This window comes from Streptomyces sp. NPDC001568 (assembly GCF_042893755.1).
Taxonomy (GTDB): domain Bacteria; phylum Actinomycetota; class Actinomycetes; order Streptomycetales; family Streptomycetaceae; genus Streptomyces.
Map to the genome: position 1 here is coordinate 150872 of NZ_JBIAVF010000008.1, position 18318 is coordinate 169189.

19 protein-coding genes are annotated in these 18318 nt (G+C 73.7%); 7 read left to right on the plus strand and 12 right to left on the minus strand.

Annotated elements, in window-relative coordinates; translation table 11 throughout:
- Positions 1 to 2: 2 nt before the first annotated feature.
- Positions 3 to 1385 (minus strand): transcriptional regulator, encoded by a 1383-nt coding sequence (locus tag ACFY0I_RS16800; protein WP_388895739.1) that lies wholly within the window; start codon positions 1383 to 1385, stop codon positions 3 to 5.
- Positions 1386 to 1599: 214 nt separating this feature from the next.
- Between ACFY0I_RS16800 and ACFY0I_RS16805 the strand changes: the two genes are divergently transcribed.
- From ACFY0I_RS16805 to ACFY0I_RS16815, 3 genes are all read left to right on the plus strand, one after another.
- Positions 1600 to 2286, plus strand: a complete 687-nt coding sequence (locus ACFY0I_RS16805; RefSeq protein WP_388895742.1) for a bifunctional DNA primase/polymerase — start codon at positions 1600 to 1602, stop codon at positions 2284 to 2286.
- 121 nt (positions 2287 to 2407) lie between these two features.
- A complete protein-coding gene (locus tag ACFY0I_RS16810; protein WP_388895745.1) occupies positions 2408 to 3235 on the plus strand; it encodes an ABC transporter ATP-binding protein in 828 nt (275 codons plus the stop codon).
- Positions 3232 to 4869, plus strand: a complete 1638-nt coding sequence (locus ACFY0I_RS16815) for a transporter (RefSeq protein WP_388895747.1) — start codon at positions 3232 to 3234, stop codon at positions 4867 to 4869. Before ACFY0I_RS16810 ends, ACFY0I_RS16815 begins: the two co-directional genes overlap by 4 nt.
- Before the next feature lie 265 nt (positions 4870 to 5134).
- Here the strand turns inward: ACFY0I_RS16815 and ACFY0I_RS16820 are convergent, their stop codons facing one another.
- The 3 genes from ACFY0I_RS16820 to ACFY0I_RS16830 form a co-directional block, all read right to left on the minus strand.
- Positions 5135 to 5386, minus strand: a complete 252-nt coding sequence (locus tag ACFY0I_RS16820) for a hypothetical protein (RefSeq protein WP_388895750.1) — start codon at positions 5384 to 5386, stop codon at positions 5135 to 5137.
- Positions 5387 to 5603: 217 nt separating this feature from the next.
- Positions 5604 to 5732, minus strand: a complete 129-nt coding sequence (locus tag ACFY0I_RS16825; RefSeq protein WP_383993804.1) for a hypothetical protein — start codon at positions 5730 to 5732, stop codon at positions 5604 to 5606.
- Between the two features lie 144 nt (positions 5733 to 5876).
- A complete protein-coding gene (locus ACFY0I_RS16830) occupies positions 5877 to 6236 on the minus strand; it encodes a hypothetical protein (protein WP_388895753.1) in 360 nt (119 codons plus the stop codon).
- 154 nt (positions 6237 to 6390) lie between these two features.
- Here ACFY0I_RS16830 and ACFY0I_RS16835 point away from each other — a divergent pair, with 154 nt between their 5' ends.
- On the plus strand, positions 6391 to 7389 hold the full coding sequence (locus ACFY0I_RS16835; protein WP_388895755.1) for a LuxR C-terminal-related transcriptional regulator: 999 nt from the start codon (positions 6391 to 6393) through the stop codon (positions 7387 to 7389).
- A 64-nt stretch (positions 7390 to 7453) separates the two neighbouring features.
- On the opposite strand, the gene ACFY0I_RS16840 is transcribed toward ACFY0I_RS16835, so the two are convergent.
- The 3 genes from ACFY0I_RS16840 to ACFY0I_RS16850 form a co-directional block, all read right to left on the minus strand.
- Positions 7454 to 7807, minus strand: coding sequence for an antibiotic biosynthesis monooxygenase family protein (locus tag ACFY0I_RS16840; RefSeq protein WP_388895758.1), 354 nt, complete (start codon positions 7805 to 7807; stop codon positions 7454 to 7456).
- Between the two features lie 187 nt (positions 7808 to 7994).
- Entirely contained in the window at positions 7995 to 8867 is an 873-nt protein-coding gene (locus ACFY0I_RS16845; protein ID WP_388895761.1) for an alpha/beta fold hydrolase, read from the minus strand.
- Positions 8868 to 9143: 276 nt separating this feature from the next.
- Positions 9144 to 9836 (minus strand): metal-dependent transcriptional regulator, encoded by a 693-nt coding sequence (locus ACFY0I_RS16850; RefSeq protein ID WP_388895764.1) that lies wholly within the window; start codon positions 9834 to 9836, stop codon positions 9144 to 9146.
- Between the two features lie 231 nt (positions 9837 to 10067).
- Between ACFY0I_RS16850 and ACFY0I_RS16855 the strand changes: the two genes are divergently transcribed.
- Positions 10068 to 10823 (plus strand): SIS domain-containing protein, encoded by a 756-nt coding sequence (locus tag ACFY0I_RS16855; protein WP_388895767.1) that lies wholly within the window; start codon positions 10068 to 10070, stop codon positions 10821 to 10823.
- 117 nt (positions 10824 to 10940) lie between these two features.
- Positions 10941 to 12185 (plus strand): serine hydrolase domain-containing protein, encoded by a 1245-nt coding sequence (locus tag ACFY0I_RS16860; RefSeq protein ID WP_388895769.1) that lies wholly within the window; start codon positions 10941 to 10943, stop codon positions 12183 to 12185.
- Positions 12186 to 12231: 46 nt separating this feature from the next.
- Here ACFY0I_RS16860 and ACFY0I_RS16865 read toward each other — a convergent pair whose 3' ends face one another.
- From ACFY0I_RS16865 to pdxH, 3 genes are all read right to left on the minus strand, one after another.
- Entirely contained in the window at positions 12232 to 13512 is a 1281-nt protein-coding gene (locus ACFY0I_RS16865; protein ID WP_388896228.1) for a PAS domain-containing protein, read from the minus strand.
- Positions 13513 to 13733: 221 nt separating this feature from the next.
- Complete coding sequence (locus ACFY0I_RS16870) at positions 13734 to 14339, minus strand: PH domain-containing protein (protein ID WP_388895772.1); 606 nt, start codon at positions 14337 to 14339, stop codon at positions 13734 to 13736.
- Positions 14340 to 14752: 413 nt separating this feature from the next.
- Complete coding sequence (gene pdxH / locus ACFY0I_RS16875) at positions 14753 to 15376, minus strand: pyridoxamine 5'-phosphate oxidase (RefSeq protein WP_388896231.1); 624 nt, start codon at positions 15374 to 15376, stop codon at positions 14753 to 14755.
- 238 nt (positions 15377 to 15614) lie between these two features.
- On the opposite strand from pdxH, the gene ACFY0I_RS16880 reads away from it, so the two are divergent.
- Positions 15615 to 16721: a citrate synthase 2 gene (locus ACFY0I_RS16880; RefSeq protein WP_388895775.1), complete on the plus strand. Its 1107-nt coding sequence runs from the start codon at positions 15615 to 15617 to the stop codon at positions 16719 to 16721.
- Between the two features lie 151 nt (positions 16722 to 16872).
- On the opposite strand, the gene ACFY0I_RS16885 is transcribed toward ACFY0I_RS16880, so the two are convergent.
- Positions 16873 to 17460 carry a TetR/AcrR family transcriptional regulator gene (locus ACFY0I_RS16885; protein WP_388895777.1) on the minus strand — a complete coding sequence of 196 codons (588 nt, stop codon included), beginning with the start codon at positions 17458 to 17460 and terminating at the stop codon, positions 16873 to 16875.
- Positions 17448 to 18188 carry an enoyl-CoA hydratase family protein gene (locus ACFY0I_RS16890; RefSeq protein WP_388895780.1) on the minus strand — a complete coding sequence of 247 codons (741 nt, stop codon included), beginning with the start codon at positions 18186 to 18188 and terminating at the stop codon, positions 17448 to 17450. The genes ACFY0I_RS16885 and ACFY0I_RS16890 overlap by 13 nt, the downstream gene beginning before the upstream one ends.
- Positions 18189 to 18318 lie beyond the last annotated feature (130 nt).

Below are 18318 nucleotides of genomic sequence, written 5' to 3' on the forward strand. Positions count from 1 at the left end.
TGTCAGGCCGGCTGAACCTCCAGCCGCGCCGCGAACTCCCGAACGGCCGCTTCCTCCCGGTACGGCTCCAACCGCACCCGGAAGTCATCCAGGTACTCCGCTCCCCGGCGCGAGCGCAGCGTCTCCAGCAGCTCGACCGCCTTCGTCGCCGTCCGGCAGGCCTGCTCGACCTCCCGCTGCTGGACCTGCGCGGCCGCCAGCAGCAACAGTCCGATCGCCCGCCGGCGGGCCTTCGTCGCGGGCAGCGCCCGCAGCGCCTCCTCCGCGCGCCGGCCCGCCGCGTCGGCCTGCCCGAGGTCCCGGTGGCAGTGCGCCAGCTCGTCCGCCAGGTACGCGTGCTCGAAGTGCCGGATCCACACCGGGTCGTCCCCCGACTCCGGCTCCGCCCGCTCCAGCGCCGTGATCGCCCGCCCGGACAGCACCGCCGTCGACCGGGCGTCGCCCAGCAGCGCGTGCCCGCGCGCCTCGGCGGCGTAGAACATGGCCTCCACCCGCGGGGTGACCTGCCCCCGCGTGCCCTCCTGCGCGGCCCGCGCCAGCTGGGCGATCTCCCGCGGGTTGCCCAGCTCGGCGGCGAGGTGGCTCATCGACGCGGCGAGGACGTAACCCCCGTACGCCCGGTCGCCCGCCGCCTGCGCCAGCCGCAGCGCCTGGATGTAGTAGCGCTGCGCCAGACCCGGCTGCCCGGTGTCCACGGCCATGTACCCGGCGAGTTCGGTGAGCCGGGCCACGGCCGCGAACAGCGCCCGCCCGACCGGCTCCCGGTAGGAACCACCGATCAGCCCGGACACCACCGAGTTCAGGTAGTGCACCACCACGGGCCGTACGTGGCCGCTGCCGAAGCGGTGGTCGAGCTCGGTCAGGGCCTGCGTCGTGGCCCTGACCGCCTCCACGTCGGACATCCCGACCCGGGCCCCGCCGCTGCGGGCGACCTGCGGGTCGGCGCCGGTGATCAGCCAGTCGCGACTCGGCTCCACCAGCGCGGACGCCGCCACGCTCGACCCCGACAGGAAGTCGCGGCGTCCCACGTCGCTGCGCCACAGCTCGCAGACCTGCTCGATGGCGCCGACGACGGTCGGGGAGAACTGCAGTCCGACGCCGGAGGCGAGGTTCTTGCCGTTGGCCATGCCGATCTCGTCGATGGTGACGGTCCGGCCGAGTTTGCGGCCCAACGCCTCCGCGATGATGCCCGGAGCCCGGCCGCGCGGCTGCTGGCCGCGCAGCCAACGGGCCACGGAGGTCTTGTCGTAGCGCAGGTCGAGGCCGTGTTCGGCCCCGCACATGTTGACGCGCCGGGCGAGCCCGGCGTTCGAGCACCCGGCTTCCTGGATGAGCGCCTGCAGCCGTTCGTTCGGCTGGCGGGCCACGAGAGGCCTGGCTGCCATGAAAACCCCCTGAAGCCGCGGGTGATCGTTGGAATGATCACTTCCCGCCTGATGTGCGGAGAATCTTCCCCTCCGCGGCTCGTGGCTACCCAGCGACCGCGCCCCAGCCTCCTACGCGCCCCCGCCCGTGCACCGATGCGCCCCGTATGCAGGATCGATGCACCGTCCACCGGCCGGTTTACGCCCGTAACCAGCCGTGACCCGGGGAGTTGTGATGAGCGTGGAAGAGACCATCGGAGTCACGGAGACCGCGCCCATCCCCCAGCAGCGTGGCGATCAGCTGCTCGACCATGCCGTGCGGTACGTGGAGGAACGGCACTGGGACGTCTTCGCCGGCACCTGGCTGGAGCACGGCGACGGCCGGGAACTGTGCTCCTGCGGAGCGACGGACTGCCCCGCGCCCGGCGCGCACCCGGCGGTGAAGGACTGGGCGGCCCAGGCGTCGGGCAGCGCGGTGGGAGTCCGGCGGATCTGGGCGAAGCACCCCGCGGCCTCGATCCTGTTGCCGACCGGACGGACCTTCGACGTACTGGACGTCCCGGACTCCGCCGGCTTCCTCGCCCTGGCCCGCCTGGAGCGGATGCAGCGCACCCTCGGGCCGGTCACCCTGACCCCCGACCACCGCATGCTGTTCTTCGTACTGCCGGGCGCCGGCGCGAAGATGGCGGACCTGGTGCGCAAGCTGGGCTGGCTGCCGCACGCCATCGACCTGGCGGCGCGCGGCGAGGGCGACTGGGTGGCCGCGCCGCCCACCCGTCTCGGCGGCAGGGGGCCGGTGCAGTGGGCCCGCAAGCCCACCCCCGCGAACCGGTGGCTGCCCGACACCGAGGAACTGATCGACGCCCTCGCGTACGCCTGCGGCAGCGAGGCCGCCGCGGCCCGGGGCCGTCGGGGCGCCTGAGGGTCCGCGCGTCCCGGCCCGGGACGGCTCCAAGTTCATGACATAAGTAACTGCTCACGCCCTCGACCCGCTCCTATGGTGAAGAAAGTACGACCACGGGGAACGGACGAGAGGCAGGCGCATGCCGGACCAGGGTTATGCGGCAGGCGGTACGGGCGGGGTGGACGGCGCGCGCACCGCGCCGACCGCCGCCGTACGCGTGGAGGGACTGTGGAAGCGGTTCGGTGAGCAGGTGGCCGTCGCGGGGATCGACCTGGAGCTGCCCGCCGGCCAGTTCATCGGTCTCGTCGGCCCGAACGGCGCGGGCAAGACGACGACGCTGTCGATGGTGACGGGGCTGCTGCGCCCCGACGCGGGCACGGTGCGGATCGTCGGGCACGACGTGTGGGCCGACCCCGTCGCGGTGAAGTCCCGTATCGGGGTCCTGCCGGAGGGACTGCGGCTCTTCGAGCGGCTCTCCGGGCGCGAACTCCTCGGCTACATGGGCCGGTTGCGGGGACTCCCGGGCGAGGAGACCGACAAGCGGGCGACGCAGTTGCTGGAGGTCCTGGACCTCGCGGGCGCGCAGCACAAGCTGGTCGTGGACTACTCGACGGGCATGCGCAAGAAGATCGGCCTCGCGGCCGCGCTGCTCCACAACCCCGAAGTCCTTTTCCTGGACGAACCGTTCGAGGGCGTCGACCCGGTGTCGGCGCAGACCATCCGGGGGGTGCTGGAGCGCTACACCGCCTCCGGCGCCACCGTCGTGTTCTCCTCGCACGTGATGGAGCTCGTCGAGTCGCTCTGCGACTGGGTGGCCGTCATGGCCGCCGGGCAGATCCGCGCCGCCGGCCCGCTGGCCGACGTACGGGGGTCCGCGCCGTCGCTGCAGGCCGCGTTCCTGGAGCTCGTCGGCGCCCGGGACCGGGCCGCGGGCGACTCCCTCGACTGGCTCGGCGGCGCCCGATGAGCACCGCCCCGGTCGTACGGGTCGCGCCGGCCGCCACGGCCGCCACGGACGTGTCACTGACACCGTTGTTCGTCCGCCTCAAGCTGTCGCTGATGCGCAACGGCCTGAAGGGTTCCTCGAAGCGCAAGGCCGCCTGGATCAGCAGCCTGGTCCTCGCCCTCGTCGTCGCCGGGTTCGTGACGCTGGGCCTGGCGATGCTGCGCGGCCACGCCCACGCGGGGACCGTCGTCGTGCTGTTGGCCGCGATCCTGGCGCTCGGCTGGGCGTTCATGCCGCTGTTCTTCCCCACCGGTGACGAGACCCTGGACCCGAGCCGGCTCGTGATGCTGCCGCTGCGCCCGCGACCCCTCGTACGGGCGCTCCTGGCGTCCTCGCTGGTCGGCATCGGGCCGCTGTTCACGCTGTGCCTGGCCGTCGGCTCGGTGGTGGCGGTGGCGCGCGGCGCGGCGGGGGTGGCGGCCGCTGTGGTGGCCGTCCCGCTGCTCGTCCTCGGCTGCGTGACGCTCGCCCGGGCCGTGGCGACGGCCAACGTACGGCTGCTGACCAGCCGCAAGGGCCGTGACCTCGCGCTGCTGAGCGGCCTGCTGATCGCGGTCGGGGCGCAGGTCGCCAACTTCGCCAGCCAGCGGCTTTTCGAGGCGGGCGGCCTGACCCGGCTGGAGCCCGTCGAGGCGGTCGTGCGGTGGCTGCCGCCAGCGTCGGCGGTCGGCATGGTCGACTCCGCGGCCGAGGGCGCCTACCTGGAGGCCGTCGGACAGTTCCTGGTCAGCGTCGCCGCCCTGGCCGGCCTGCTGTGGTTCTGGGAGCGGACCCTGACCAGGCTCATGGTCACCCCGGACGGCTCCAGCCTCGCGGCCTCGAAGCCCCGCAAGGAACCCGGCGCGGGCCGTACCCGCTCGCTGCTGCCCGACGACCGTACGGGCGCCACGATGCGGCGGACGCTGCGCTACGCCGTGCGGGACCCGAAGACGAAGTCGGCCTGGGTGACTGCGCTGGCGATCGGGCTGATCGTCCCGGTGGTCAACGCCCTCCAGGGCGCCGGTTCCGTCTACCTGGCCTGCTTCGGCGCGGGCATGCTCGGTGTCCAGATGTACAACCAGTTCGGGCAGGACACCTCCGCGTTCTGGATGGTCGCCCAGACCATCTCGACGCCGCACGACGCCTACCTCGAACTCCGGGCCCGGGCCGGGGCGCTGGCACTGGTCATCGTCCCGTACACGGTCCTCGTCACGGCCGTCACGGCCGCTCTGATCGGGGACTGGCCGGCCTTCCCGGCCGGGCTGGGCGTGTCCTTGGCGCTCGTCGGATCGATGCTGTGCACGGGCGCGCTGGCCTCGGCGCACTTCGCGTACTCGATCCCGTCGGACGGCGCCTTCAAGAACGTCGCCCCGGGCCAGGGCGGGCTCGCCTGGGCGGGCATCGGGCTCGGGCTGCTCGTCTCGGTGGTGATCTGCGCGCCGGTGATCGCCCTGACGGTGTTCCTGCACGTGGCCGACCACCACGACCTGACCTGGATCCTGCTGCCGCTGGGCATCGCCTGGGGCGCCCTGGCCACGTGGGCGGGACTGCGGCTGGCCGCCCCGGCGGTGTCGCGCAAGCTGCCCGAGATCCTGGTGGCGGTCAGCAAGGGCTGAGCCCCGTCCGGGACCGGCAACGGCCGACCCGGTCCGCACGCCGCGAGGGCCGGTCCCACTCCCGGGAGGGAGGGGGCCGGCCCTTCGCGTGCGTCGGGAGTCGGAGGCGCGGTGGCACGGGGCGGGGGGCACGGGGGCGCGGGGGCTCCGTGGCGGGGACGGCTGCCCTGCAGGCGCAGCTGTCGGGGCGACGGGCGGGACGCGCGGTGGCGCGGGTGGCGCGGGTGGGTGGAGCGGAGGTTCGGGGCGCCGGGGCTCGGGGCGATCACTCCCAGGCGGTGGTGTTCTTGCCCACCGGGGCCGTCTCCCAGGCGGTGGTGTTCTTGCCCACCGGGGCCGTCTCCCAGGCGGTGGTGTTCTTGCCCACCGGAGCCGTCTCCCAGGCGGTGGTGGCGGTGGTGACGCGGGTGTGTTCGGCGCCGGACGGGCCGGCCACGGTCACGGTCAGGGCCAGGGCGGCTGCGGCCAGGGCGGAGACGGAGGCGGTGCGGACGGCGATGGTGAGGAATCGGGACATGGCGAAGCTCCTGGGGTGGGTCGGGAAGTCCTGGGGGCACCGCGGGAGGCCGCGGGCGGGGGCCCTGGGTCGGGCCGGAGGGGATCGGGCGCATCGGGGCCGGGGCGACGGCTGTCCTGCGGGACCAGCGGTCGGGGCGGCGTACGGGAAGCCCTGGGGTGGTGCGGAATGCGGTGGTGACGCGTGCTGCCGCGAGGCGGTGGAGCCTCGGGCCGGGCTACTCCCAGGCGGTGGTGGCGGTGACGTGGGTGGTGGCGTCGGGGGCCTGGCCGACGAGGGCCGGGGTGAGGGCGGCGAGGGCGAGCGAGGTGACCGCGGCGGCCTTGACGATCGTGGTGCGCAGCATGGCGTGTCCTTTTCCCGAGCTGGAACGAGTGGGTGTTCCGGGCTGGCGTCCCGCGGTGACGCTTCCTCCGGTGTTACCGGCCGGGTGGTGTTCCCTGCCGGCGATCACTACTTTCGTCGCAGGTCAGGACGGGTGGAAGGGCTTTCAGGTGGACGGAAACGGTCCTGTCCCAATCCGTCCAGGCCGGCCGGAGGAGGACTGGAGGAGCTGCTCGTAGTACGGCGCCACGAGGGGGACGCCGACCCGGGTCACCCGCCACCCGCGCAGGGCCCGCACCTCGGCGAGGGCGCGCCGGCAGAGGTCCTCCGTGCGGCGTTCCGCCTCGGCGAGGCCGTCCGCGAGGACGTACAGGCCCACGACCGGGTCCGGCAGGGCGCCGGGGTGCGCCGAAACGTGCTCGACCAGCTCCTCGGCGCCGGGCAGGTGGCGAATGAACTCTGCTGTGGAAGCCGGGAGTTGCACCCCCGGAGCGGGCGCGCGGAGGGCCGCGTGGATCAGAAACATGGGATCGACCCTTCCGGAAGTGGAGGCCCGAACAAAGCATTGAAGGTGGACAGTTCGGTCCTTGGCCGGAAGTGTCCACGGACTGGTTTCGGCCGATCACTGCGTGCGATGATCTGCGAACTTGATCAATAGGGCACACACGGGGGGAACCGCTGTGCTAGCCACACTTGGCCTCGACTCGACTGCCGAGGCCGTCTACCGCACCATGCTCGCCTTTCCGCGCGAGGGGGTGAAAGCCCTCGGCGATCGCCTCGGCGTGCCCGAGGACGACGTCCGGCGCAGTCTCGACACGCTCAGCGAACTGGCCCTCATCCGGCCTTCGTACGAGCGGGCCGGCGAGCTGCGCGCGGTCACGCCCGAGGTGGGCATGGAAATCCTGATGGCCCGCCAGCAGACCGAGTTGGCCGCGCAACAGCTGCGCATCGAGGCCTCGCGGGCGGCGGCCGCCCAGCTCATCGCCGAGTTCGCGGACCTCAGCCCGAGCGCGGCGACGAGCCCGGGCGTCGAGCAGTTGGTGGGGCTGGACGAGATCCGGACCCGCATCAGCGGCTTGGCGCACGGGCTGCGGACCGAGCTGATGAGTTTCGCGCCGGGCGGCGGGCACCAGGCGCACACCCTGGAGGCGTCGAAGCCGAACGACCGGGCGCTGCTGGGGCGGGGGGTGCGGATGCGGTCGCTGTTCCAGGACAGCGTGCGCAACAGCCAGCCGACGGTGGCGTACGCGGCGTGGTTGAGCGAACTCGGCGGCGAGGTGCGGACCGCTCCCGATCTGCCGACCCGGCTCATGATCTTCGACCGTACGTCGGCGGTCATCCCGATCAGCAGCGAGGACAGTGCGGCGGGCGCGGTGATCCTCACCGGGCAGGGCACGCTGACGGCGCTGTGCGCGCTCTTCGAGAACGTGTGGGCGGGCGCGCAGCCGCTCGGCGGCTCGCAGGAGCGGGACGAGGGCGCGCTCAGCGCCCAGGAGAGCACCGTGATCCGGCTGCTGGCGCAGGGGCTGACGGACGAGGCCATCGCGAAACGGCTCGCGGTGTCCCCGCGGACGGCCCGGCGCCTGGCCAACGGCCTGATGGAACGCCTGGGGGCGGCCAGTCGCTTCGAGTTCGGCGTCCGCGCCGTCCAGCGCGGCTGGCTCCCCGGCACGTCGTAGCGAACGGGCGGAGCGGCGTGCGGCGTCGGCACGGTGTGTCCGGCGCCGCGGCGCCTCCGACGTCCTACTTCCGCCCCCGGGGGCCGACCTCGCGGACCACGCGGTAGGTGGGGGCGCCCGTCATGCGCGCTTCGGCGCGGCCCGCGAAGTGCTCCACCGCCTTGCCGATGGCCGCCATCCGGCCCTCGGTGTCGGAGGTCTCGACGAAGTTGCGGTAGTCCGCCTCGCTGTCCCAGTGGACGATGTTGTAGACGCGCGTGCCGTCCGTGCTCACGTGGAACCGCGCCGATCGGTACCCCGGGTGGAAGGCCACCCATTCGTCCTGGATCCCGGCGAAGACCTCCACGAATTCCTCCTGGGTCCCTGCCCCGTCGACGGTGTAGTCGATGATCGAGTAGAAGCCGGGGTCGGCGGTCACGGGCCCTCCTGAGGCGTGCGGGGTGCGGGCCGGGCAGCCGGCCCGCGGTGCGGGACGCTCCGGCCGCCACCGTGCACACGGTCAGGGCGGGCAGGCACCGGCCGGAGTCCCCTCAAGTCAACCCGGCCGCCCTCGTGGCCCGCTGGAGCGTCCCGGGCGGGGCCGTACGGCGGCCCGGGACGTCACCTCAGGGGGCGTCGGCGGTGACTCCCTCCAGGAAGGGTTCGACGGCCGCGCGCCAGGCGGCCGGCTGGTCGTAGTGGAGGTAGTGGCCGGCGTCCGGGATCTCGGCGTACTGGCCGGCCGGGAGGACGCGGACCATCTCCTGGGCCTCGGCGCGGCCCAGTTCGCCGTCCAGGCCGCGGACGACCAGGGTGGGGCAGCGGACCTGGGCCAGCTCCTCCCAGTGGGCGTCGTGCACCCAGGTCTCGCGGGCGGTCAGCATCTGGCGACGGGAGAACAGCGGGCGCCAGCCGTCCGGCGCCCGGTGCATGACCTCGGCGAAGAACGCGCCGCGGCCGGGGTCGGGCCGCTCCACGCGGGGATCGTCCTCGCCGAACCAGCGGCGGGCGGCGTCCTGCGTGGGGAACGGCAGCGGCCAGCGGCGGAACCATTCCTCCCATTCCTGCTGGGAGGCCTCGCCGAGGGCCGAGGCCCGCATGTCGCAGATGACCAGGGCCCGGACGAGCTCGGGGCGGCGCGCGGCGAGCTGCCAGGCGGTGAGGGCGCCCATGGAGTGGCCGACGAGGATCACGGGGGCGAGGCCGAGCTGGTCGACGGCCGCTTCGGCGTCGGCCACGAAGGCCTCCCGGCCCAGTGGGGTGGAGAAGGACCGGCCGGCCCCGGGGCGGGCGCTGTGGCCGTGTCCGCGCTGGTCCAGGGCGACGACGCGGTGGCGCTCGCCGAGCCAACGGGCGGTACCGGCCCAGTGCAGGGCGCGGCCCATCAGGCCGTGGAGTAACAGGACCGCCGGACGCAGGGGCTCCGCGGGCGGTTCGCGGAATTCCCAGGCGGCCAGGCGGACACCGTCGGCCCCCGTCACATCGATGCGCTGTACCACCGCAGATGCACCCCCTTCGATCCCGGCCAGACTATCGAACCCGCATTCGAAAACGGGCGTCTCGCCGACAACACCGCTCTTTCGAGTGACCTTGCTCAAGGATTGGCCGCCGCTGCCGATGGAGATCCTTTCAACAGGGAGGCGGGCCGCTCGGGGAAGACGGTCCGAAGGGGATGACCTTGAGAGCTCGGGGCTCCAGGTCAGCAAGGGGAGGATCGGTCCCGGCGCCGCGAGGCGCCGGGACCGCCCACTTCCCCCCGCTCTCCGCAGGGATCGTCAGCGCTTGGCCACGAACACGTGCGAGGCGGTCTCCTCGTCCAGCTCGGCGGCCTCGCCACCACTGCCGACGAGCACCCCGCCCGGGGATTCCGTCACGCTGACCACGGAGCCGGGCTGCACGCCCGCCCGCCGCAGCGTGTACATCAGCTGGGCGTCCGTCTGGATCGGCTCGCCGATCCGGCGGACGACCACCGTCTTGCCCTCGCTGCCCGGGTCCAGCTCGGCCAGGCTGACCATGCCGTCCTCCAGGAACGGATCGGCCTCGGCCTTCTCCCCCAGTTCCTCCAGGCCCGGGATCGGGTTCCCGTAGGGGGACTCGGTCGGGTGGCGCAGCAGCTCCAGTACGCGCCGCTCCACCGCCTCACTCATGACGTGCTCCCAGCGGCAGGCCTCGGCGTGCACCTGCTCCCACTCCAGGCCGATGACGTCGACGAGGAGGCACTCCGCGAGGCGGTGCTTGCGCATCACGCGGGTGGCGAGCTTGCGGCCCTCGTCGGTCAGTTCCAGGTGACGGTCGCTGGCCACCGACACCAGGCCGTCCCGCTCCATGCGCGCCACCGTCTGGCTGACCGTCGGGCCGCTCTGGTCGAGCCTCTCGGCGATCCGGGCGCGCATGGGGACCACGCCTTCCTCTTCCAGCTCGAGGATGGTGCGGAGATACATCTCCGTGGTATCGATCAGTCCGGACATTCGTGCCCCTCGGATTGCGTGCGCTGGCCCTGCCCCCAATTCTGACGCATCGGGCCGACAACCGTCCCGCACCGAGCGTCAAGGCATGTACGGGACATCTCGTGAGTCCCGCGGCGGGCCTTTCGTCCCCGGGATTGACGCTCGTATTGACACGCGCTTGGTCCAGACCGCACGGTGAGCGGCGGACACGGACGTACCCATCGCACCCCACCTTGGAAGGGCCTTCGGCGTATGAGCGAGAGCAAGCTGGCCGGGCAGTTCTTCGACGCCGCCATCGGCCTGCTGGAGCGGGTGCGCGACGAGGAGGCCTCGCGCGTCAACGAGGCCGGGATCGTCATCGCCGAGGCCGTCGCCTCGGGGAACCGGCTCTTCGCCTTCGGCGCGGGACACTCCTCGCTGCCCGCGCAGGACGTGGTCTACCGGGCCGGCGGACTCGCCCTGATGAACTTCCTCGCCGTACCCGGCACCGCCGGCATCGACGTCATGCCCGCCACCCTGGGCAGCGCGCTGGAGCGGGTCGACGGGCTCGCCGGGGCGGTGCTCGACAGCAGCCCGGCCTCCGACGGAGACGTCCTGGTGATCATCTCGCTGTCCGGGCGCAACGCGCTGCCGGTCGAGATGGCGATGAACGCCCGGGCGATCGGGCTCAAGGTCATCGGCGTGACCTCCGTGGCGTACGCGACGGGGACGCGCTCGCGGCACGTCTCGGGCACCTTCCTCAAGGACCACTGCGACATCGTGCTCGACAGCAAGATCGCGGTCGGGGACGCGGAACTGAGCCTCGACGGCATCGACGCCCCCTTCGCCCCCGCGTCCACCGTCGTGACCAGCGCGATCATGCAGGCGGTGATGGCGGCGGCGGCCGGGGAACTGGTCGCGCGCGGCATCGAGCCGCCGCTGCTGCGTTCGGGGAACGTGGACGGTGGCCACGAGTGGAACGGCCGCGTGATGCAGGAGTACGGCGACCGCATCTTCTTCCGCCACTGACGGACAGCGGCGCGCGGCCGGCCCCCGCCGACCGTGACCGGACGCGCCGCTTCCGGTCACCGCACTAGCATGGGGAGCACGTGCGCTCGGGGTCTCGGGGAGCTGAGGTGGCCGGGCATGTCCTTCACCCGTACGACGTTCGCGGCGCGGCGGGCCCTGCCCGCCTGCGCCACCGCGCTGCTGCTGCTCCTGACCGGCGCCGGGACGGCTCCCGCCGCGCCCCCGCAGGGGCCCGCGGTCAACGCCGCCGCGGCCGTTCCCGCTCGCGCGCCGTCGGATCCGGCGGGCGCCCTGGACGCCGGGACGGTGGCCCGCCTCGACACCGCGATCGCCGCCGTGATGGAGAAGGCCGGCATCCCGGGCGCGAGCGTCGGCCTGTGGGTCCCGGGGCGCGGCGCCTACGTCAGGTCCTTCGGGGTCGCGGACCGCAGGGACGGCGCCCCCCTGAAGCCCGACATGTACTCCCGGATCGGCAGCGTGACCAAGACGTTCACCGTCACCGGGGTGCTGCAACTCGTGGACCGGGGCCTGGTCGGCCTGGACGACCCGATCTCGCAGTACGTCGACGGGGTCCCGGGCGGCGAGCGCGTCACCGTGCGCCAACTCGCGGCCATGCGCAGCGGGCTCTACGACTACACCTCCGACCCGACGTTCCTCGACGCGCTGCGCGCCGACCCGCACCGCGCGTACGCGCCGCGGCAGTTGCTCGGGTACGCCTTCGCCCATCCGCCGAACTTCGCCCCGAACGCGAAGTGGGAGTACAGCAACACCAACACGGTGCTGCTGGGGCTGCTGGTGGAGAAGGTGTCGGGGAAGTCGCTGGCCGCCTACCTGGAGGAGCGGGTCTTCGCCCCGCTGGGGCTGGACTCCACCACGTTGCCGGCCGGCAGCGCCTTCCCGGACCCCCACCCCCAGGGGTACACGACGTTCAGCCCCGACGGCGCCGTCGTGGAGGCCACCGACTGGAACCCGTCCTGGGCGTGGGCGGCCGGAGCGATCGTCTCCGACCTGGAGGACCTGCGCGCCTGGGTCCCGGCGCTGGTGGACGGGCGGCTGTTGAAGCCGGCCACGCAGGCCGAGCGGCTGCGGACGGAACCCGTGGGGGTTCCCGGTGTCGGGTACGGGCTGGGGATCGCCCGCGTCGACGGCTGGCTCGGGCACAACGGCGAGCTGCCCGGGTACGAGACGATCGCCGCCGGGCTGCCGGGCAGCGGCGTCACCCTGGTGGTGCTGGTCAACTCCGACATCGACCGCGGCGGCTCGCTCAGCACCCTGATCGGGCGGGCCGTGACGCAGATCGTCACCCCCGAACACGTGTGGAACCTGCCCTCCCCCTCGCAGGTCGGCGAGAACCGGCGGTAGGGGCGGCGCCCCTGCGGCGGACGCCCCCGGGGACGGCGCGGCGCCGTCAGGGCGCCGCCGGGGCGCCCGACGCCAGGTCCAGGTCGGCAGCGACGCGGGCCGCGACCTCCTCCGCGTACAGGGCGTCCACGCGCTCGAAGGCCGGGCGGGAGGAGCCGCGCAGGAAGGTCAGCGCGCCCAGGGTCCGGCCGCGGCTGCGCAGCACCACGCACAGGGCGTGCGTCGCCCCGGCCGGCCAGTGCCGGGCCCGGGCCCAGTCCTCGTCCTGCGCGCCGCCGGGGGCGCCGGCGCGGACGGGGCCGATCCGGTCCAGGGCCTGGAGCGCCGGGTGGGAGCTCTCGTAGCGGACGGGGATGGCGCCCGGGCCCGGGAGCAGCAGGGCGAGGCCGGACGGGGACACGGCCGAGCGGACGAGCCGTCGCCCCCGCTCGGGGGCCTCGGGCCCGGGCGCCCCTTCCAGTACGTCGACCAGGGCGTGGTCGGCGAAGCCGGCCAGGGCGAAGTCGAGCCGGATGGCGGCGGCCTCGGCCGGGTCGGCGCACTCGGCGGCGGCCCGGCCGGCGCGGTGCAGCTGGTTGGAGCGGAACCGGAGCTGCCCGGTGTCCAGCTCGGCCTGCCGGGCCTCGGTGACGTCCTGGAACAGCCAGCCGACGCCGAGCGGTACGGGTTCCTCCGCCAGCGGTGAGGCCAGGCGCAGGAAGCCGCTGCGCCAGCACCGGCGCCGGACCCCTTCGGCGGTCCGTACGGAGACCCACAGTTCCAGGGGCGACGGCGGCGCCCCTTCGGCCAGTACGTGCTGGAGCGCGCCTTCCAGTTCCTCGACGCCCTGGACCAGGAGGTCCCCGAGGGGGCGGCCGAGGAGCGCGCCCCGGCCCGCCCCGAAGGCGCGGGCGGCGTGGGTGTTGACGACGGCCGGGCGCAGGTCGACGTCGACGAGGACGACGCCCCAGGAGGCGTCGTCCATGAGGGCCTCGCTGAGCGCGATGGAGCGTTCGAGGTCGATCTGGGCGTGGACCTCGCTGAAGGCGCAGTACACGCCGGCGGGTTTCCCGTCGGCGCCGGGGACGCCGGCGGACTGGGTGCGCACGAGGATCCGGCCGCCGTCCTTGGTCAGCAGCGCGAACTCGTGGACCTGACGCCCGGGCAGGTCCTGGGCGGACATGAGGCGCTCCCGGACGTCGTCCGCGTCGGCGGCGCGGGCGGCCCAGCCCGCGAAGCCCTTGCGGCCCACGGCCTCGGCGGCGGACCAGCCGAGGATCCGCTCCGCCTCCCGGTTCCAGTGGGTGAGCACGCCGTCGGAGTCGAACGCGCACAGGGCGGCGTCCATCCCGTCCAGCAGCGCTGCGAGCAGATCGTCGGCGGACTCACCACGACCGGAAGCACTCACCTGGCACCCCCTGCAGGTGTTCGCGTGTGCGGCACGTCGGATCATTCAACTGGAACGTGACGCAGGCCACACCCGGTTCCCGCATTCCTCCCGGAATGTCCTTCGCCACGCGCTTCGACACGCCCTTCGACGGGCCCCTCCGCGGGCCCCTCCACGGGCCCTCAGTCCGTGAGGACCAGGAAGACCATCCCGGCCGCGAGGAGCGCGCCGGCGGCCCCCCAGCCCCGCAGCGCGGCCGCCTCGCCGCGCTCCTCGCGCAGGGCCCGGCGCTCGATCCTGCGCCGGACCTCGGGGTCGGCCGCCCAGTCGGGGCCGCGGAGCTCCTGCCAGGCGGCCCGCATCACGGCGATCTCGCGGGTGACGTCGACGTGGTCGTCGTCGACGTGGACGAGCCGGACCCGGCGACCGGTCCGGTCGTGGGCGTACGAGAGGACCAGGGGCTGGTTCCGCCCCATGGCGGCGCCCGGATTCGGCGCGGCCCGGATGTCCTGGACGTCCGCCCAGGCCAGCCGGCGGGTTCCGGTGAGGCGGCGGACCCGGATCCCGTCCCGGTCGATGGTGGTCGAGCAGCGCCGGGAGGCCCGTACGAGCCAACCGAACAGGGCGAGGACCAGGGCGGCGATCAGCAGTTTCACGCCGGGAGCCACGTGTTCCATGGTCAGCACGGTCAGCAGCACGCAGGGCGTTCCGATCCCGACCGCGAGGTGGACGCCCGCGAGCCGCGCGGGCCGGACCCGGTAGTCGCGTGGCAGCAACCCTGCGCCCATGGCACCCCTCCCCCGCTGCGGGACGGCCAGTGTAGGAAGGAACTCCGGTGCCGGATAGGGGAGTTGCGACCGTTCCGGCGGGACCCGATAAATAAGTTGAGCGCCCTGCGCAGCGGATTTAGGCTCTGGAGTACACGAGAAGGGAGGTGGTTCCCGCAATGTACGGAAACCGGACGCGTGAGGTGGCTGCGGGCTAACGGCCCGTTGTCGCAACGCACCCAGTGCGGTGCCCGGCGTGGCCGCCAGGCGCCAATCCCAAGCAGTCACCCGACCCGCGGGCTCGCCGGTACGTCCGGCCGGCTCCTCTCACTGCAGGAGAGGAACCAGAGCCCGCGGGTCGCCTGCGTTCCCGGGCCCCCGGTCGCCCGAGCCTCCCGGGTCCTCCGCGTCTCCGGGACCTCCCGGGTCCCGCCCTACGGGCAGAGCCGCTCGATCCGCCACTTGTCGCCGTCCAGGGCGTAGCGCAGCCGGTCGTGCAGCCGGTTCTCGTGGCCGTTCCAGAACTCCACCGCGTCGGGCACCACCCGCACCCCGCCCCACTCCGGCGGCACCGGAACCTGCTCGCCCTCCGGGTAGCGCTCGGCCAGCTCCGCGTACCGGCGGTCCAGCTCCTCCCGGGAGCCGATCACCCGGGACTGCTCGCTCGCCCAGGCGCCCAGCTGGGAGCCGTGCGGTCGGGAACGGAAGTACGCGGCGGTCTCGTCGCGGCCGATGCGGGAGGCGGTGCCGGTGACGACGACCTGGCGGGCGATCGGGTGCCAGGGGAAGAGCAGCGAGACGTACGGGTTCGCGGCGAGCTCGACGCCCTTGCGGGAGCCGTAGTTCGTGAAGAAGACGAAGCCGCGTTCGTCGAACCGCTTCAGCAGCACCGTGCGGGTGCTGGGCCGTCCGTCGGGGGTCGCGGTGGCCACGACCATGGCGTTGGGCTCGAAGACGTGCGCGTCGGCCGCCTGCTGGAACCAGCGGGCGAACTGTTCCATCGGCCCGTCCGCGAGGCTCTCCTCCCGGACGATCTCGGAACGGTACTGCTTGCGCATGACGGCGGGGTCAAGGTCCTGATCGCTCACGCGGCCATCCTGCCGCAGGACGCAGGCCGACGGTGTGCCGTATGTCACGCTTCCGCAGGGCATCCGGAGCGGACAAAATCTTGGGGCCGGTCCGAGGGCCCCCGTACGGATGACCTTCGGCCGTGCCGGGCATCAACGGGGATGACCGCGCCGGACCGCGAATCACGCCGGGAGCCGCGCGTGTTCGCACTATCTGAGGAGCCGCCTGATGTCCGATTTCGTACCCGGACTCGAAGGGGTCGTCGCGTTCGAGACCGAGATCGCCGAGCCCGACAAGGAGGGCGGGTCGCTCCGCTACCGGGGGGTGGACATCGAAGACCTGGTCGGACACGTCTCCTTCGGGAACGTGTGGGGCCTGCTGGTCGACGGTGCGTTCAACCCGGGACTGCCGGCCGCCGAGCCCTTCCCCATCCCCGTGCACTCGGGTGACATCCGCGTCGACGTGCAGTCCGCGCTCGCCATGCTCGCCCCCGTGTGGGGCCTGAAACCGCTGCTGGACATCGACGAGCGGACCGCGCGCGACGACCTGGCGCGGGCCGCGGTCATGGCGCTGTCGTACGTCGCCCAGTCCGCCCGCGGCCAGGGCCTGCCGATGGTGCCGCAGAGCGAGATCGACAAGGCCGAGTCCGTCGTCGAGCGGTTCATGATCCGGTGGCGGGGCGAGCCGGACCCCAAGCACGTCAAGGCCGTCGACGCCTACTGGACGTCCGCCGCCGAGCACGGCATGAACGCCTCCACCTTCACCGCCCGCGTCATCGCCTCCACCGGCGCCGACGTCGCGGCGGCGCTGTCCGGGGCGGTCGGCGCCATGTCGGGCCCGCTGCACGGCGGCGCCCCGTCGCGCGTGCTCGGCATGATCGAGGAGATCGAGCGCACCGGCGACGCCGTCGCGTACGTGAAGAAGGCCCTCGACAAGGGCGAGCGGCTCATGGGCTTCGGGCACCGCGTCTACCGCGCCGAGGACCCGCGCGCCCGCGTGCTGCGCCGCACCGCCAAGGAGCTCGACGCCCCGCGCTACGAGGTGGCGGCCGCGCTGGAGAAGGCCGCCCTGGAGGAGCTGCACGCCCGCCGCCCCGACCGGGTCCTGGCCACCAACGTGGAGTTCTGGGCCGCGATCATGCTGGACTTCGCGGAGGTCCCGGCGCACATGTTCACCTCCATGTTCAGCTGCGCCCGTACCGCCGGCTGGTCGGCGCACATCCTGGAGCAGAAGCGGACGGGCCGCCTGGTGCGCCCGTCGGCGCGCTACACCGGCCCGGGCCGTCGCGACCCCCGCGACATCGAGGGCTGGGCCGACATCGCCGAGACGGCCTGATCCGTCCCGGACCCCTTGTGCACGGCGGGCGCCGCATCCCTCACCGGGGTGCGGCGCCCGCGCCACGTTCGGAGCGTGTCCCTCGGGGTCGCGGGGGCGGGGGCTTCGGGTGCGGGCCGGACGCCCGGTGCGGGCCTCGGCTCGGGCGGGTTCAGGTCAGGGTCGCGTCCAGGATGCGGGACCACTGGGCCACCACGCGGGCGCGGCGGGCCGTGTCGTCGGTCAGGACGTTGGCCAGGCCGAGGCCGCGGGCCATGTCGAGGAAGCCCTGCACGGTCTCCCGTACGCCGGGCACGGACTCGTCGGCGCCCAGCAGCTCCACCGCGATGCGGTGGGTCTCGCGGCCGACGCGGGCTTCGAGCTCGGTGACCTGAGGGCGCAGCTGCTCCTCGTTGGAGGCGGCGACCCAGAGTTGCAGCGCGGCCCGGAACAGGGCGCCCGTGTACAGGTCGACGATGGCCTCGACCACGGCCGGGCGGGGGGCCGGTGCGGCGTGGAACAGCTCGCGCAGGGCGGTGGAGCGTTCCTCGGCGACGAACGCGACGGCCGCGGTGAAGAGCGCTTCGCGGGTCGGGAAGTGGTGCTGGGCGGCCCCCCGGGAGACCCCGGCGCGTTCGGCGACGACGGCGACGGTGGAGCCCGCCCAGCCGTGTTCCGCCAGGCAGGCGACGGCGGCCTCCAGGAGGTGGCGTCGGGTGACCCGGCTGCGGGCCTGCTTGGGGCCGGTCACCGTACCCATGCCGCGTCCCGGCGCTCGAAGCGGGCGGTGATGCCCTCGCGGGCCTCCGCGGAGGCGAAGACGGCCGCGGAGAGTTCCGTCAGGCGGGCACCGTCGCGGTCCAGGGACTCCCGTACGACGGCGGTGGCCAGGGCCTTCGTGGTGGCGAGAGCCTGCGGGGCGGCGCGGCGCAGGCCGTCGAGCACGGGGGCGAGGGCGGTGTCCACGTCGTCCTCGGTGTGCAGGGTGAGCAGGCCGATGCGGGTGGCTTCGGCGGGGCCGAAGGTTTCGGCGGTGAGGAAGTAGCGGGAGGCGGCGCGCGGGTCGAGGCGGGGCAGCAGGGTCGCGGAGATCACGGCGGGGGCGAGACCGAGGTGGGTCTCGGTGAACGCGTACGAGGACTGCGGGCCGGCGGCGGCGATGTCGCAGGCGCCGAGCAGGCCGAGGCCGCCGGCGCGGACGTGGCCGGTGACGCGGGCCACGACCGGCTTGGGGAGTTCGGTCGTCTCGCGCAGGAGCGCGAGGAAGTCGGCGGGCTCGCACGGGGACTTCAGATCCGCGCCGGCGCAGAAGGTGTTGCCGGTGTGGGTGAGGACCACGGCTCGGGTGTCGGGGTCGGCGGCGGCTTCGGCGAGGGCCGTGCGGAGGTCTGCGACCAGCTGTTCGGAGAGGGCGTTGCGGGTGGTGGGGGCGTTGAGGGTGAGGGTGGTGATGCCGTTCGCCTGGCCGGCGTGTACGAGGGGGGTCAAGGGGGTCCTCCGGACCGGCGGGTGGGTGGGTGGGTGGGGTGGGTGGGGGGCGGGGTCGTGCGGGGCGGGCGGGGACGGGGTGGGGTGCCGTGGTCCCCGGGCCATGGTGGTCCCCCCGACTCCGTGGGTC

What these genes read in the sequence shown, in the direction of transcription:
- ACFY0I_RS16860 (WP_388895769.1), top strand. Translation starts at nt 10,941, where the DNA reads ATGTCCTTCACCCGTACGACGTTCGCGGCGCGGCGGGCCCTGCCCGCC.
- ACFY0I_RS16825 (WP_383993804.1), bottom strand. Translation starts at nt 5,732, where the DNA reads ATGCTGCGCACCACGATCGTCAAGGCCGCCGCGGTCACCTCGCTCGCC.
- ACFY0I_RS16820 (WP_388895750.1), bottom strand. Translation starts at nt 5,386, where the DNA reads ATGTCCCGATTCCTCACCATCGCCGTCCGCACCGCCTCCGTCTCCGCC.
- ACFY0I_RS16830 (WP_388895753.1), bottom strand. Translation starts at nt 6,236, where the DNA reads ATGTTTCTGATCCACGCGGCCCTCCGCGCGCCCGCTCCGGGGGTGCAA.
- ACFY0I_RS16800 (WP_388895739.1), bottom strand. Translation starts at nt 1,385, where the DNA reads ATGGCAGCCAGGCCTCTCGTGGCCCGCCAGCCGAACGAACGGCTGCAG.
- ACFY0I_RS16885 (WP_388895777.1), bottom strand. Translation starts at nt 17,460, where the DNA reads ATGGGTACGGTGACCGGCCCCAAGCAGGCCCGCAGCCGGGTCACCCGA.
- ACFY0I_RS16805 (WP_388895742.1), top strand. Translation starts at nt 1,600, where the DNA reads ATGAGCGTGGAAGAGACCATCGGAGTCACGGAGACCGCGCCCATCCCC.
- ACFY0I_RS16815 (WP_388895747.1), top strand. Translation starts at nt 3,232, where the DNA reads ATGAGCACCGCCCCGGTCGTACGGGTCGCGCCGGCCGCCACGGCCGCC.
- ACFY0I_RS16810 (WP_388895745.1), top strand. Translation starts at nt 2,408, where the DNA reads ATGCCGGACCAGGGTTATGCGGCAGGCGGTACGGGCGGGGTGGACGGC.
- pdxH (WP_388896231.1), bottom strand. Translation starts at nt 15,376, where the DNA reads ATGCGCAAGCAGTACCGTTCCGAGATCGTCCGGGAGGAGAGCCTCGCG.
- ACFY0I_RS16865 (WP_388896228.1), bottom strand. Translation starts at nt 13,512, where the DNA reads ATGGACGCCGCCCTGTGCGCGTTCGACTCCGACGGCGTGCTCACCCAC.
- ACFY0I_RS16855 (WP_388895767.1), top strand. Translation starts at nt 10,068, where the DNA reads ATGAGCGAGAGCAAGCTGGCCGGGCAGTTCTTCGACGCCGCCATCGGC.
- ACFY0I_RS16880 (WP_388895775.1), top strand. Translation starts at nt 15,615, where the DNA reads ATGTCCGATTTCGTACCCGGACTCGAAGGGGTCGTCGCGTTCGAGACC.
- ACFY0I_RS16870 (WP_388895772.1), bottom strand. Translation starts at nt 14,339, where the DNA reads ATGGGCGCAGGGTTGCTGCCACGCGACTACCGGGTCCGGCCCGCGCGG.
- ACFY0I_RS16850 (WP_388895764.1), bottom strand. Translation starts at nt 9,836, where the DNA reads ATGTCCGGACTGATCGATACCACGGAGATGTATCTCCGCACCATCCTC.